At 72.2% G+C, this 12,669-nt stretch carries 14 protein-coding genes; 5 read left to right on the forward strand and 9 right to left on the reverse strand.

Annotated elements, in window-relative coordinates; all coding sequences use genetic code 11:
• Positions 1 to 3: 3 nt before the first annotated feature.
• The 3 genes from N912_RS0112005 to N912_RS0112015 all read right to left on the reverse strand — a co-directional run bounded on the left by N912_RS0112005 (position 4) and on the right by N912_RS0112015 (position 3,378).
• Positions 4 to 726: a mycothiol-dependent nitroreductase Rv2466c family protein gene (locus N912_RS0112005; protein ID WP_028922617.1), complete on the reverse strand. Its 723-nt coding sequence runs from the start codon at positions 724 to 726 to the stop codon at positions 4 to 6.
• A 25-nt stretch (positions 727 to 751) separates the two neighbouring features.
• Complete coding sequence (locus tag N912_RS0112010) at positions 752 to 2,245, reverse strand: alpha/beta fold hydrolase (protein WP_028922618.1); 1,494 nt, start codon at positions 2,243 to 2,245, stop codon at positions 752 to 754.
• Positions 2,246 to 2,385: 140 nt separating this feature from the next.
• On the reverse strand, positions 2,386 to 3,378 hold the full coding sequence (locus N912_RS0112015; RefSeq protein WP_028922619.1) for a helix-turn-helix transcriptional regulator: 993 nt from the start codon (positions 3,376 to 3,378) through the stop codon (positions 2,386 to 2,388).
• A gap of 63 nt (positions 3,379 to 3,441) precedes the next feature.
• Between N912_RS0112015 and N912_RS0112020 the strand changes: the two genes are divergently transcribed.
• Positions 3,442 to 4,572, forward strand: a complete 1,131-nt coding sequence (locus N912_RS0112020; RefSeq protein ID WP_028922620.1) for an epoxide hydrolase family protein — start codon at positions 3,442 to 3,444, stop codon at positions 4,570 to 4,572.
• On the opposite strand, the gene N912_RS51345 is transcribed toward N912_RS0112020, so the two are convergent.
• From N912_RS51345 to N912_RS51350, 3 genes are all read right to left on the reverse strand, one after another.
• Positions 4,573 to 6,243, reverse strand: a complete 1,671-nt coding sequence (locus N912_RS51345) for an oleate hydratase (protein WP_051580077.1) — start codon at positions 6,241 to 6,243, stop codon at positions 4,573 to 4,575. It lies immediately after the preceding gene.
• 10 nt (positions 6,244 to 6,253) lie between these two features.
• Positions 6,254 to 7,357: a S1C family serine protease gene (locus N912_RS0112030; RefSeq protein WP_051580078.1), complete on the reverse strand. Its 1,104-nt coding sequence runs from the start codon at positions 7,355 to 7,357 to the stop codon at positions 6,254 to 6,256.
• A 116-nt stretch (positions 7,358 to 7,473) separates the two neighbouring features.
• Positions 7,474 to 7,791, reverse strand: coding sequence for a YciI family protein (locus N912_RS51350; protein ID WP_051580079.1), 318 nt, complete (start codon positions 7,789 to 7,791; stop codon positions 7,474 to 7,476).
• Between the two features lie 141 nt (positions 7,792 to 7,932).
• On the opposite strand from N912_RS51350, the gene N912_RS60225 reads away from it, so the two are divergent.
• Positions 7,933 to 8,388 (forward strand): DoxX family protein, encoded by a 456-nt coding sequence (locus tag N912_RS60225; protein WP_051580080.1) that lies wholly within the window; start codon positions 7,933 to 7,935, stop codon positions 8,386 to 8,388.
• Here N912_RS60225 and N912_RS65135 read toward each other — a convergent pair.
• The gene (locus tag N912_RS65135) at positions 8,348 to 8,581 is read right to left on the reverse strand and encodes a hypothetical protein (RefSeq protein WP_211261217.1); all 234 of its coding nucleotides are present in this window, start codon (positions 8,579 to 8,581) and stop codon (positions 8,348 to 8,350) included. The genes N912_RS60225 and N912_RS65135 overlap by 41 nt on opposite strands.
• 299 nt (positions 8,582 to 8,880) lie before the next feature.
• On the opposite strand from N912_RS65135, the gene N912_RS0112050 reads away from it, so the two are divergent.
• Both N912_RS0112050 and N912_RS0112055 read left to right on the forward strand, forming a co-directional pair.
• Positions 8,881 to 9,792 (forward strand): aminoglycoside phosphotransferase family protein, encoded by a 912-nt coding sequence (locus N912_RS0112050; protein WP_028922623.1) that lies wholly within the window; start codon positions 8,881 to 8,883, stop codon positions 9,790 to 9,792.
• 120 nt (positions 9,793 to 9,912) lie between these two features.
• Positions 9,913 to 10,461, forward strand: a complete 549-nt coding sequence (locus N912_RS0112055) for a hypothetical protein (protein ID WP_156993459.1) — start codon at positions 9,913 to 9,915, stop codon at positions 10,459 to 10,461.
• Here the strand turns inward: N912_RS0112055 and N912_RS0112060 are convergent.
• Positions 10,448 to 11,008 (reverse strand): histidine phosphatase family protein, encoded by a 561-nt coding sequence (locus N912_RS0112060; protein ID WP_028922625.1) that lies wholly within the window; start codon positions 11,006 to 11,008, stop codon positions 10,448 to 10,450. The two genes, N912_RS0112055 and N912_RS0112060, sit on opposite strands and share 14 nt — an antisense overlap.
• Before the next feature lie 30 nt (positions 11,009 to 11,038).
• Positions 11,039 to 12,076, reverse strand: coding sequence for a helix-turn-helix domain-containing protein (locus tag N912_RS51360; RefSeq protein WP_051580081.1), 1,038 nt, complete (start codon positions 12,074 to 12,076; stop codon positions 11,039 to 11,041).
• Positions 12,077 to 12,184: 108 nt separating this feature from the next.
• On the opposite strand from N912_RS51360, the gene N912_RS0112070 reads away from it, so the two are divergent.
• Positions 12,185 to 12,664, forward strand: a complete 480-nt coding sequence (locus tag N912_RS0112070) for a quercetin 2,3-dioxygenase (RefSeq protein ID WP_028922626.1) — start codon at positions 12,185 to 12,187, stop codon at positions 12,662 to 12,664.
• The last annotated feature ends 5 nt before the right edge of the window (positions 12,665 to 12,669 follow it).

Consider the following 12,669-nt stretch of genomic DNA (forward strand, 5'->3'; position numbering starts at 1 on the left):
GCCCTACTTCTTGAGGCGGCGGCTGCCGCCGTGCCAGTCCTGCTGCACACCCACCTCGCCGGTGTCGACACCGAAGGAGGGGAGCTGGGGCAGCTCGCGCAGGCTGCGCTTGAGCTCGGCGAAGCCGGGGAAGCCGGCCAGCCCGACGACGTGGTCCCACAGCTCGACCGACCGCTCCTCGTCGGGCAGGCGGCTGATCACCGGGCCGAAGAACGCCACCCCGTCCGGCGGGCCGAAGTGCAGGATCGGGGTGCCGACGTCCTTGCCGGTCAGCGACAGGGCCTCGTCGGTCTCGGCCTGTAGCTCGGCGTCCCAGGAGGTGTCGTCCAGGGCGTCGGCCAGCTCGGCGGGCAGGCCGGCCTGCTCCAGGACCGGCAGGACGAACTCCCGCGTGCCGCGCCGGCCGACGGCCTCCGCCTCGTCGGGCACGAACCCGCTCTCGAAGACGTGCGCGCCCATCGCCGCGTAGAGCGGGCCGACGGCATCGCGGCCGTGCTCGGCGCGGGCGCGCGCGGCGACCCGGAGCAGCCGCAGCCCGGCGGTGTGGCTGGCGGTGTACTCCGGCGGGAAGTGCGTGTCGTAGTCGATGTGCGCGTTGAGCAGCCGCAGCGAGATGAACCGCCAGTCCACCGAGTAGTCCCGTCGGGCCTGCACGATCCGGACCCACTTGCTGGTCAGCCAGGCGAACGGGCAGGTCGGGTCGAAGTAGAAATGGACGTCAGCCATGCCGAAAGCCTAAGCGCCGCCGTCGTCAGCGGCAGTCGATTCCGCCGGGGGGTGGGGTCAGGGTGGTGAGATAGTGCAGGACGGGTGCGTCGACGCAGGGCGCGTCGCCGACGAGGAAGACGCCGTGTTGTTTGCCGTGGTGGGTGATCAGCGGGCTGTGGAGCTGGTTGGCGAGCAGTCGGTTGCCGTCGTAGGTGGCGGCGGGGTCGTCGGTGGCGGCGACGACAACGAACGGCGGCAGGTTCGATACGTCGAATGTGTGTGGTGTGCTGGTGGGCGGGGCGGGCCAGAAAGCGCATCTGTCGAGCGGAGCCTGGCCGTGGAAGCCGCCGATGGCGAGGAACGGGGCGGCGGCGAATATTCGTTGTTGTTGGGTTGCCACCTCGGCGCGGTTGGGGATGCGCGGGCCGTCGAGGCAGAGTGTCGCGTTCTCCAGCGTGAGGTCCTCGGTGGTGTCGAATCGTTCGACGGTGGCACGCAGCGCGTCACCGTGGCCGGAGCGGAGTTGGCGCAGTCCTGTTGTGATTCCCGGCCAGCCGGATGGGCTGTAGAGCCCGTCCAGGACGCCTTGCAGCGCCTCGCCGGCGGTCAACGGCCGGTCGCCGGCCGGAACCGGTCGGGTGAGCAGCGGTCTGAGGATCGTGTGCAGGACGCGCGTGGCCTGCCGAGGGTCGGTGCCCACCGGGCAGTCGCGGTGGCGGGCGCAGTCGGCGGCGTAGGCGTCGAAGGCGCGCTGCATGCTGCCGTAGTACTTCGCCATGTCGATCACCGGGCCGTCCAGCGGCTCACCGCTGTCGAGCACCATGGCACGAACCCGGTCCGGAAACGCCTGCGCGTAGGCGGCACCGAGCCGCGTGCCGTAGGAGTAGCCAACATAGGTCAGTTTCGGATCGCCGAGGACGGCGCGGATGAGGTCGAGATCCCGGGCGGTCTCCCGGGTTCCTAGGCGCCCCAGGAGTTGCGTACCCGTGCGTTGGATGCATTTGGCGACGTAGTCCCGGTTGTTGCGTTCGGTTGCGTCGACTCCGGCCGGGGTCCAATCGGTTTCGATGTCGTCGGGGCGCATCGCCGCGTTCTCCTCGGGGGTGAGGCACTGGATCCGAGGGGTGGACGCGCCCGATCCGCGCGGATCGAAGCCGACCACGTCGAACCGGTCGCCGAGTGCCTTGGCACCGAGGGTGGCCGTGCGCAGGCCGAGCGTGCCCGGCCCGCCGGGATTGAGTACCACCGACCCGATCCGGTCGCCGCGCGCGCGGTGCCGGGAAATCGCGACCTGCGCCGTCGGGCCGGAAGGCAGATCGTAATCGATCGGCACCAGCACCCGGGCGCATTCGATATCGGGACCGAGCTGGGGGCCGTCGGGAGTGAAGCCGGAGCATGGGCTCCATGTGATGTGCTGGTCGTAGTACTTGGCCAGCCCGGTGTCATTGGTCGATCCGGGGGTCGATCCGGTACACGCGGTGCCGACAGCGAATACGACGGCCATCGCCGCGGCGGCGCCGATTACCCGAACGTACATGGGTCGCGCCTGTCTCGAAAAAGCAATTGTCACGCCACCTGACGGTATGTTCGCCACGCTCCCTGACATATCAGGGAGCTCCCGAATCCGCGGTCAGGCTAACCTCGCGTCGACTCCGGAGCGAAATCATTTGGTGAACGTCATGGTCGCGAATTGTGCCCTCGGTTCTCGCTCGGCGTGCGGATGGCGTTGCGGTAGCGCTCGGCCAGGGTGCGCAGCTGCTCGACCAGCTCGGGCGGATCCTCGACGGTGAAGTCGACGCCGAGCAGCCCGAGGTGCACCGCGAGGGCCTGCACGCTGTCCGCGCCGGTGTGCAGGACGCAGGTGTCCGCGTCCACCGCCCGCACGGTGCCCACCGCGGCGTTGATCCGCTCGCCGACGACCTCCGCCGCCGCGTGCACGGTCACCGAGGCCCGGTAGCGCCACGCCGCCGAGGACACCCCGCGCATCACCCGCTCGACCACGTCCTCCGGCGGCTGGCGCGGGGCGAACCGGGGGCCGGCCGGGGCGCGCGGGACGAGCCGGTCGACCCGGAACGTCCGCCAGTCCGCGCGGTCCAGGTCCCACGCCACCAGGTACCAGCGCCGACCCCAGTTCACCAGCCGGTACGGCTCCACCTCGCGCACGCTCGCGGCGCCGTCGTGGCCCCGGTAGTCCAGGCGCAGCCGCTGGTGGTCGCGGCAGGCGGCGGCCAGCGCGGTCAGCGTCTCGGCGGCGACCCGTGGTCCGGGCTCGTCGCGGGGCACCGGCACGGTGTGGGTCTGCAGCGCGTTCACCCGCCGGCGCAGCCGGGACGGCAGCAGCCGCTCCAGCTTGGTCAGCGCGCGCAGCGAGGTCTCCTCGACGCCGGCGATGGTGCCGCCGGCCGCGGTGCGCAGGCCGATCGCGACGGCGACGGCCTCCTCGTCGTCCAGCAGCAGCGGCGGCAGCCGGGCGCCGGCGCCGAGCCGGTACCCGCCGACGTTGCCCCGGGTGCCGTGCACCGGGTAGCCCAGCGCGCGCAGCCGCTCGACGTCCTTGCGGACCGTCCGGGTGCTGACCTCCAGGCGGGCGGCCAGCTCCGGACCCGTCCAGTCCCGGGGTGCCTGCAGCAGCGACAGCAGGTGCAGCAGCCGGGCCGAAGTCTCCATCACCCTTGCGAGAATGCCAGCGCTACAGGAACGAAACCTTCCTAATAGGCCCGTAGCGTCGAGGTCATGGGAAACAACACCGAGATCACGCCGTTCCGCGTCGACGTCCCCCAGGCCGACCTCGACGACCTCGCCGACCGGCTGGCCCGGGTCCGCTGGGCGAACGAGCTGCCGGCCGACCAGGTCACCGACGGGATCCAGAAGGGCCCGGTCCGGCCGGGCTGGGAGTACGGGGTGCCGCTGGAGTACGTGCAACGGCTGGTGGCGCGCTGGCGCGACGGCTACGACTGGCGCGAGTGGGAGGCGAAGCTCAACGAGTACCCGCAGTTCACCACGGAGATCGACGGGCAGAACATCCACTTCCTGCACGTGCGCTCGCCCGAGCCGGACGCCACCCCGCTGATCCTCACCCACGGCTGGCCCAACTCCGTGTTCGAGTACCTGAACGTGATCGGCCCGCTCACCGACGCGTTCCACCTGGTGATCCCGTCGCTGCCGGGCTTCGGCTTCTCCGGGCACACCCGCGAGAACGGCTGGAACCGCTACCGCACCGCCCGGGCGTGGGCCGAGCTGATGCGCCGGCTCGGGTACGGGCGGTACGGCGCGCACGGCAACGACGCCGGTTCCTACGTCGCCCCGGAGCTGGGCCGCGTCGACCCCGAGCACGTGATCGGCGTGCACGTCACGCAGCTGTTCTCGTTCCCGTCCGGCGACCCGGCCGAGTTCGACGGGCTCACGCCGAGCGAGCTGGAGCAGGTGCAATTTCTCAAGTACTTCGACGACAACATGTCCGCCTACGCCAAGCTCCAGCAGACCGCCCCGCAGAACCTGGCGCACGCCCTGGCCGACTCGCCGACCGGCCAGCTCGCCTGGAGCGCCCAGCTGCTCTCCGGCACCGACGACGACCACGTGCTCACCAACGCCACCCTGTACTGGCTGACCAACACGGCCGCCTCGTCCGCGCGGTTCTACTACGAGGACCACCACGCCGAGCACCCGAGCGAGCCGACCACCGCCCCGACCGGCCTGGCCAGCTTCGCGTTCGACTTCACCCCGCTGCGCCGCTTCGCCGAGCGCGACCACCGCAACATCGTGTCCTGGAACGAGTACGAGCGCGGCAGCCACTGGGCCACCCAGGACGCCCCCGACCTGCTCGTCGACGACATCCGAGGCTTCTTCCGCCGGGTCAGCGGTTGATCAGCGGTTGATCCAGGGGCCGTCGTGGGCGGCGGCGAGGGTGGGGTCCTCGCCGTGCGCCTCGTCGGTGAGCAGGGTGCGCATCGCGCGCCACGCCACGGCCGGGTCGGACAGTGCGTGGTAGATCGGCGGGATCGGCTTGTCCACGCCGGCGAGGGTGTACGCGGCGATCATCCCGGCGTGCGCGGAGTACTCCACGGTGAACACGACGTCCTCGGGGATCTCCACGAACTGGCCGACGAAGGCGAAGTTCTCCGCGCCCGGCGGCACCACCGGCGGGCGGTCGCCGGGCTCGCGCGGCTGGAACTGGGCGTCGATGTAGGGCATCTGGACGTGGGTGACGGTGGTGGTTTCCCGGGTGCGGGCGTTGACCCGCTCGTCGAAACCCAGGTGACCGAGCAGCTCGTCGAGGATCTCGGCGCCGGTCGACCGCTCGATCGTCTTGCCGGTGTGGTCGCCGGGAGTGTCGCTGAACAGCGCGTAGCCCCACAGCGTGGACGTGCCGGCGAGCTGGTCACGGAAGTGCGGCTGGTGCGGCACGACGATCGAGAGCAGCCAGCTCGACCGGTGCCAGGTCATCAGGTTGCCCTCGCCCGGCGGGTTGCCGGTGTACTGCTCGATCGCGTCCAGCAGGTCGGGGGCGTGCATGGTCAGCGTGAACGACTTCCACTTCGTCTCCTCCACCGGCCCGTAGAACCGCTCCGGCCGGCCGAAGTCGTCGAACTTTCGCGCGAGCTTCTCCCAGAGGGTCCAGCTCGCGTCGCGCTTGTCCAGGATCAGCTCGGTGGTGGTGTCGTCGCCGGCGTAGTCGGTGTCGGCGGTCATCGAGCCGAGCGTCACGATCGCGTGGTCGCCGGCGCCCAGCTCGATCACGGACGGGCCGTTCGCGTCCCGGATGTGCAGCGCGGTCACCCGCCGGGAGCCGGTGTCGCCGGCGAAGTCGACGTCCTCCACCCGGGTGCCGAAGCGCACGTCCACGCCCCGGTCGGTGAGCCAGGCCTCGATCGGCCTGATCACCGAGTCGTACTGGTTGTAGACGCTGCGCCGCACGCCGGCCAGGGTGTCGATCCGGTCGAACTCCTGGGTGAACCGCAGGAAGTAGCGTTTCAGCTCGATCGCGCTGTGCCAGCTCTGGAACGCGAAGGTGGTGCGCCACAGCGTCCAGAAATGGCTGGAGAAGAACTCCTCGTCGAAGAAGTCTGTGATCCGGCGCGCGCCGATGACCCGCTCCGGCAGCGCCAGCAGCCGCAGCAGCGCCACCCGGTCGCGCGGCCGGAAGCCCAGCTCGGACGCGTCGGCGATGGTGCGGTCAGGGTTGACGATCCGTGCCCTGGAGTGCGGCGGCAGCGCCGGGTAGAACTCGCGGAACTCGGCCAGCACCGAGCGTGACGGGTCCTCCAGGCTCGGGATCGTGTCCAGCAGGTTCCACAGGCACTGGTAGGCCTCCTCCTCGAACATCCGCCCGCCCCGGGTGACGTAGGCCGGGAGCTTCTGCTCGGCGGGGACGGGGGAGCGGGCGCCGTCCATGGACCCGCCGGTGACGTCGAGCTGTTCGAGGAAGTGGATGTGCTCGCCCGGGATGCCGGCGTCGCGGATCAGGAACGCGGCCGAGGACATGGTCGCGATGCCGCCGCCGACCATCCAGACGTGCGAGTCCTTGGTCAGTGTCATGAAGGGCTCCTCACAGCTGGCCGAGGGTGACGTTGACCGCCTGGGGCCGGCCGTCCCTGACGAACGCCACCGGGACCTGGTCGCCGGGCTTGACCGAGGCCAGCGCCTTGTTCAGGTCGACGATCGTGCGGGTCTCGGTGTTCGCGACCTTGGTGATGATGTCGCCGGCGCGCAGGCCGGCCTTCTGGGCGCCGCCGCCGGGCAGCACCTCGACCACGCCGGCGCCGGTGAGCCGGTCGGCGAAGTCGATCACCGTGCGGGCGACCACGCCGAGGGCGGCGCGGCCGGAGTTGGTCACCTTGCCGTCGGCGATGATCTGGTCGGCGATCCGCCTGACGGTGTTGCTGGAGATGGCGAACCCGATCCCCGGCGCGGCGCCGCCCAGCTGCGCGTCGGTGGCGGCCAGGGTGGGGATGCCGATTACGTTGCGGTTCATGTCGACCAGCGCGCCGCCGCTGTTGCCCGGGTTGATCGCCGCCGAGGTCTGGACCATGTCGGCGATGCTGGTGCCGCCCGGGGAGGCCTGGCTGCGCGGCTCGGTGACGGTGCGCCCGACCGCCGAGACGATCCCGTCGGCCACGCTGCTGGACAGCCCGAGCGGGTTGCCCATCGCGAGCACCAGCTGCCCGACCGCGAGCTTGCTGGAGTCGCCGAAGGTGGCCGGCCGCACCGGCACCGGCCCGTCCACCTTGATCACCGCGAGGTCGTCGGGGGGATAGCTGGCGACCAGCGTGGCCGGCGTCGGCGTGGTGCCGGTGGCGAAGGTGACCTGGAAGCGGGTGTCGGTGCCCACGACGTGCGCATTGGTGACGATGTGGCCCTTGTCGTCGTACACCACCCCGGACCCGAGCCCGCTGTCGCTGGTGATCTGCACGACGGACGGCAGCACGTCGCGCACCACCTGCTCGTAGCCGGACTCGGTGGCCGCCGTGCCACCCTGGCCGGGCGACTCGCCCGGCGGCGCGGCCGGTGGGGCCTTCGGCGGCCCGGTGACCGGCGGGGCCGTGCTGCACCCCACGAACCCCACGAACACCGCTACCACCGCGACCGCTGTGACCGCCACCCCCGCCGCGGCGGCCGTCGTGGCCCGGAGACCGGTCATCAGCGTGCGCATCTGGACTCCCCGGCTACGTCACGTTCACCCCGTTTGTCACAGCAGGCCGACTATGTGCGGACTTCGCGGCCCCAGACAACACAGACCACCCGTGCGAGCGGCCCCCGGAAGGGGCGCTACATCTCCATGCCGTTCGAGCCCATGAGCGGGCGGACCTCCACGGCGCCGGTGCCGGCGGCCGGGAGCCGGGCGGCGATCGCGATCGCCTGCTCGGCCCCGTCGCAGTCGACCACGAGGTAGCCGGCCAGGCGCTCCCCGGACTCCAGGTACGGCCCGGCCGCGGTGGTCACGGCCCGGTCGCGCACCCGCACGGTCGTGGCGTTGATCGGGTCGGCCACCGGGGCGTGGTCGATCAGCTCGCCGGAGTCGATGATCTCCTCGGTCGGCTCGACGCCCTCGTGCGCGCCGCCGTAGACCAACAGCAGGTACTTCACGCCCCGCGCTCCTCCCTGACCGCCCGGTGACGGCCTCACCCGGTGGTCGGAGCGCGCGGCCGGTTCTTGACGTGTGTGACTCAGATCACATCGTCGGTCGGACCCGGTGAGTTCGGGTTCGCCACGCCGTCGAACCCAGACATGAGCAGCTTCGCTACAGAGTTCTTCCGCAACCGGGTCGGCGGCCGGGCGGCGGCGGTCGGGACCGTCGTCAGGGTGCTCAGCGCGGTGGTGTTCGCCCCGGCCGCGCTGGCCAAGTTCGTCGACCTCGACATGGCGACGCGGGGCATGGCCGGCTTCGGCTACCCGGCCACGCCGCTGCTGCCGCTGGCGCTCGGGGTGCTCGAGATGGGCGGGGCGCTGCTGTTGCTGGTCGGGCTGGGCACCCGGCTGGTGGCGTTCGGGCTGGGCCTGGTGATGATCGGCGCGACCGTCGCCAACGTGCGGTTCTTCCCGGAGATGACCCCGCTGACAGTGGTGTTGTTCGTGTTCATGGCCTACCTGCTCTGGGCCGGCCCCGGCGCCCTCGCGGTGGACAACCGGCTGCGCGCCCGGCTCACCGGGGCTGGCCCCACAGCTCGCGCAGCGCGGCGTTGACCTCGGCGGGCCGCTGGGTGTGCGGGTAGTAGCCGGGCACGGCCAGCAGGCGGGCGCCGAGGGCGTCGGCCACCGCGTCCGCGCAGGCCACCAGCGCCTCGCCGACGTTGCGGCGGTACAGCTCCGGGTCGCGCCAGGTGCCTCGGATCACCAGGCTCGCCACGCCGGCGTCGCGCAACGCGGCCAGCGGCACCGGCACCTCCGTGCCCCCGGCGGTCCACCAGCAGCAGCCGGTACCGGTCCGCCAGCGGGCGCTGCGCGGCGAACCCGTACGCGTCGTCGTCTCCCCAGGTGAAGATGTTGTGCGCGAAGACGGCCGGCGCACCGGCACCCCCGGTCTCGTCCCACACCGTCACGTGCACTGTCTCGGCGGCCATCGCCTGAGGTTAGGGTGGAGCCATGCGTTGACGCCTGCCCGGCAGCCGGGCACCCCCGTCGTCTCCTTCGTGCCATCGACCCCGAACACGACAGCCACGAAGGAGATCTCCTCATATGAGCACGTCCATCGACGTCCCCGCCGAGCTGGCCGAGCTGCACGACAAGGACGGCGGCCGCGACTGGATCGCCGCGCTGCCGAGGCAGGCGGCCGAGTTCCTGGACCGCTGGCAGCTGCGCCCGGAAGGCCCCACCTGGCACGGCATGGCCTCGCTGGTGTTGCCGGTGACCAGGGCGGACGGCGTGCCCGCCGCGCTCAAGCTGCAACGCGTCACCGACGAGACCGAAGGCGTCGCGCTCGGCCTGCTGACCTGGGACGGCGACGGCATCGTGCGGGTGCTCGACCACGACCCGGACACCGGCACCATCCTGCTGGAACGGCTGGACGAGACCCGCCCGCTGACCGCCGTGGCCGACGACACCGAGGCGCTGCGGATCCTCGCCGGGCTGCTCGCGCGCCTGGTCGCGGTGCCGGCGCCGCCGGGCCTGCGCCGGCTGGGCGACATCGCCGCCGCCATGCTCGACCAGGTGCCGCACGCGGTGCCCACGCTGTCCGACCCGGCGCAGCGGCGGCTGGCGCGGGCCTGCGCGTCCGCCGTGGCCGAACTGGTCGGCGAGCCCGGCGACCGGCTGCTGCACTGGGACCTGCACTACGAGAACGTGCTCGCCGCCGAGCGCGAACCCTGGCTGGCGATCGACCCGGTGCCGCTGGCCGGCGACCCGTGTTTCGAGCTGATGCCGGCGCTGCACAACAGGTGGGACGAGGTGGTCGCGACCGGCGACGTGCGCGGCGCGGTGCTGCGCCGCTTCGACCAGCTGACCGAGGCGCTCGGCCTGGACCGGCAGCGGGCCAGGGGGTGGACGCTCGGGCGGGTGCTGCAGAACACCCTGTGGGACATCGAGGACGGCGGGACGAAAATGGACCCGACCCAGGTCGCCATCGCGACGGCGATGCTGGAGCGTCGTTGATCGATACGCCCGAGCGTCCGGCCGTCGCGAGAAGTTAACACAACCGTTTCGCGCTCCCGGCGATCATCATGACCAGAGGCGGGGACCGAGCCGATGATGACCTACCGGGGGTGGTTGGGGATGTCCGACGGGCCGAGCGCGGAGCCTTGGCACTGCGGCGAGCCTCGGCCCGTCGGGCGGGAGCACCCGGTGTGGACGTACCTCGCGATCATCGTCGGCACCGCGGTGGTCGCCGGCCTGGTCGTGCACCACTGGTATCGGGGGCAGGTGGGGGATGTGATGGTCGGGCTGGTCCTGGGCGTGGCGTTGGCGATGGCGGCGGCCGCGCTGCGGCGGGTGGGCGGCGGTCGGTTCGTTCCACGACAGCGGCTGACGTTCCGGCTGGCGGCGGACTCTGCCGAGGCCAGGGAGCTGGCGGTCGCGGCGCTGCGCGAGCTCTCCGCGCGGCGGGTGCGCGCGGAGAACCCGCTGGTGGTCGAGGCGTGGACGGGCATGAGCTGGCAGAGCTGGGGCGAGCGGGTCAGGATCGAGCTCTGGCCGGTCGAGGGGATGACCGACGTCGTGGTGTCCAGCAACCCCCGGTTGTGGCTCACGCTGGTGGACTGGGGCAAGGGCCGAGGCAACGTCGAGACGGTCGCGCGCGGGATGCGCGGGCTCATGCCGGGCTGAACGTGAACGAGGCGGGCAGGGTGTAGTGCCAGCCCTCCCGCCAGCCGAAGGGGGCGTCGACGAGGTTCTCGATGGCGGCCCCGGCCAGCAGGCAGTCGAGCGCCCATTTGTTGGCCGAATGGGAGATCAGCAGGACGCGCCGGCCGTCCCAGCCGGTGGCCAGGTCGTGCAGGAACTCGCCGGTGGCCGCGATGACCTGGCGGTAGCTCTGGCCGCCGGGGTAGGGGTCGTCGATGTGGCGCGCGCGCAGGGGCGCGAGGACGTCGACCGGGCAGCCGTTCAGCTCGCCGTAGTCGCACTCGCGCAGCCGTGGGTCCTGGTGGATGGGGACGTCGGTGCCGGCGAAGGCGATCTCCGCTGTCTCGACGGCCCGGTGCAGGTCGGAGACGAACACGGCCGCGAGCCCGGTGTCCCGGCGCCGGTCGCCGAGCTCGGCGGCGAGCTTGCGGCCCCGTTCGGAGAGTGTGCCCGGCAGCCAGCCGGTCGCGATGAGCTTCTCGTTGTCCTCGGTCAGCGAATGTGTCTCGTAGACGATCTCGACGGCCATGCGGGAGAGTCTCTCGCGCCGTATGGCGAGCTATGCGGCACCCGGGCCGAACACCCGGGTCACCAGCTCGCGGCGGCTGCGGACGCCGGCCTTGGCGAAGATCGACTTGAGGTGGCCCTGGACGGTGTGCCGGGAGATGAACAGGCGGGACGCGATCTCGGCGGTGTCCCAGCCCCGCAGGACCAGGTCGGTCAGCTCGCGCTCGCGGGCGGTGAACCCGTAGGCGGCCGAGATCAGCGGCGCGACCGAGGGCGGGCTCGCGGCCTGCAGGACGATCGCCACCCGCCCTGAGCCGCCGCCCGTGGCCGGCGAGCCGTGCAGCTGGACCCACCGGCCCGACCCGCCGAGCACGCGCGTGCTGGCCTGCCCGCCGTCGCGCCTGACCCGCTCGGCGACCGCGAGCAGCGCGAACGGCAGCGGTTCGGGTCCGGCGCCGGCGTCGAGGTCGTCGAGCCAGGCCCTGGCCGGCCCGGTGATCGACTCCACCCGCCCGTCCCGGTCGAGCAGGAGCACGCCCGGCCACAGCGCCGCCGCGTCGCCCACCGTCCTGGCGTGCACGCCCGCGGTGCGCAGCCCCCGGCCGAGCAGCGGCGCCACGGCGTGCGCGAAGTCCCGCTCGTCCTCGGTGAAGTCGCCGGGCGCCTCCCGGAAGAGCGCGAAGCAGCCCCAGCAGGCGCCGTCCACGACCAGCGCCGCGCGCAGCTCGCCGGTGACGTTGACCGGTCGCAGCAGCTCGCGGTAGCGCGGGCTGCGGTCCAGCCGGCCCTCGGTCGCCTCGCTGAGCACGCCGCTGTGCCGGCGCGCGCCGGCCAGCCCGACGAACGAGTTGTAGTCGCCGCTCAGGTACGCCAGCTCGGCGACCCGGGCATCGGGCGGCGGCATGTGCGTCGCGTGGAGGCCGGTCTCGATCAGCGACGCCGGGTCCATGGTGTGCCAGCAGCCGGCCTCGTGCGGCACGGCCGAGGCGAGCAGCCCGGTCGCCTCGTCCAGGAACGCCGCGATGTCCAGCCGGGCCTCGGACAGCCGCGCCACGCGCTCCCGGACGCGGGCGCGGGTGTCGTGTCTCACACCTGCCAGAGTAGGACGATCATGCTCCAGATACCCCACAAATGTGGCATAGCCGCTGGTCGGGGCGCTCCGTAGCGTTCGGGCAGAACACGGGCCGAGGGGGTCGACATGTCAGTACCGGGTATGAGCGTGGTGCGCGCGGGCGAGGGGCCGTCGCACTGGCTGGTGGGGGACACCCACACGATCAAGGCCACGGCCGCGTCGACCGGCGGCGCGTTCGGCCTCGTCGAGGTGTCCGTGCCACCCGGGTCCGGGCCGCCGCCGCACGTGCACACCCGGGAGGACGAGTCGTTCTACCTGCTCGACGGGGTGCTCGAGGTCGCGGCGGGCGGCCAGGTGTCCCTGCTGCGCCCCGGCGACTTCGCGTTCCTGCCGCGCGGCGTCCCGCACTGGTTCACCAACCCGGGCGTGGCCGCGGCCCGGGCACTGATCCTGGTCACGCCCGGGGGCTTCGAGCGGTTCTTCGCCGAGGCCGGCGAACCGGCCCGCCCCGGCGAGCAGGCCCCGCCGTTCCACCCCGACCAGGCCGAACGCCTCACCGAGCTGACCCGGCGCTACGGCGGCGACCTCCCGGCGCTCACCACCTGAGAGGA

It is taken from the genome of Actinospineispora acaciae DSM 45401, from assembly GCF_000620785.1.
Lineage (GTDB): Bacteria > Actinomycetota > Actinomycetes > Mycobacteriales > Pseudonocardiaceae > Pseudonocardia > Pseudonocardia acaciae.

Coding starts and splice junctions, on each gene's coding strand:
- N912_RS0112005 (WP_028922617.1), bottom strand. CDS start 726: ATGGCTGACGTCCATTTCTACTTCGACCCGACCTGCCCGTTCGCCTGG.
- N912_RS0112010 (WP_028922618.1), bottom strand. CDS start 2,245: ATGTACGTTCGGGTAATCGGCGCCGCCGCGGCGATGGCCGTCGTATTC.
- N912_RS0112020 (WP_028922620.1), top strand. CDS start 3,442: ATGGGAAACAACACCGAGATCACGCCGTTCCGCGTCGACGTCCCCCAG.
- N912_RS51345 (WP_051580077.1), bottom strand. CDS start 6,243: ATGACACTGACCAAGGACTCGCACGTCTGGATGGTCGGCGGCGGCATC.
- N912_RS0112030 (WP_051580078.1), bottom strand. CDS start 7,357: ATGCGCACGCTGATGACCGGTCTCCGGGCCACGACGGCCGCCGCGGCG.
- N912_RS60225 (WP_051580080.1), top strand. CDS start 7,933: ATGAGCAGCTTCGCTACAGAGTTCTTCCGCAACCGGGTCGGCGGCCGG.
- N912_RS0112050 (WP_028922623.1), top strand. CDS start 8,881: ATGAGCACGTCCATCGACGTCCCCGCCGAGCTGGCCGAGCTGCACGAC.
- N912_RS0112055 (WP_156993459.1), top strand. CDS start 9,913: ATGTCCGACGGGCCGAGCGCGGAGCCTTGGCACTGCGGCGAGCCTCGG.
- N912_RS0112060 (WP_028922625.1), bottom strand. CDS start 11,008: ATGGCCGTCGAGATCGTCTACGAGACACATTCGCTGACCGAGGACAAC.
- N912_RS0112070 (WP_028922626.1), top strand. CDS start 12,185: ATGTCAGTACCGGGTATGAGCGTGGTGCGCGCGGGCGAGGGGCCGTCG.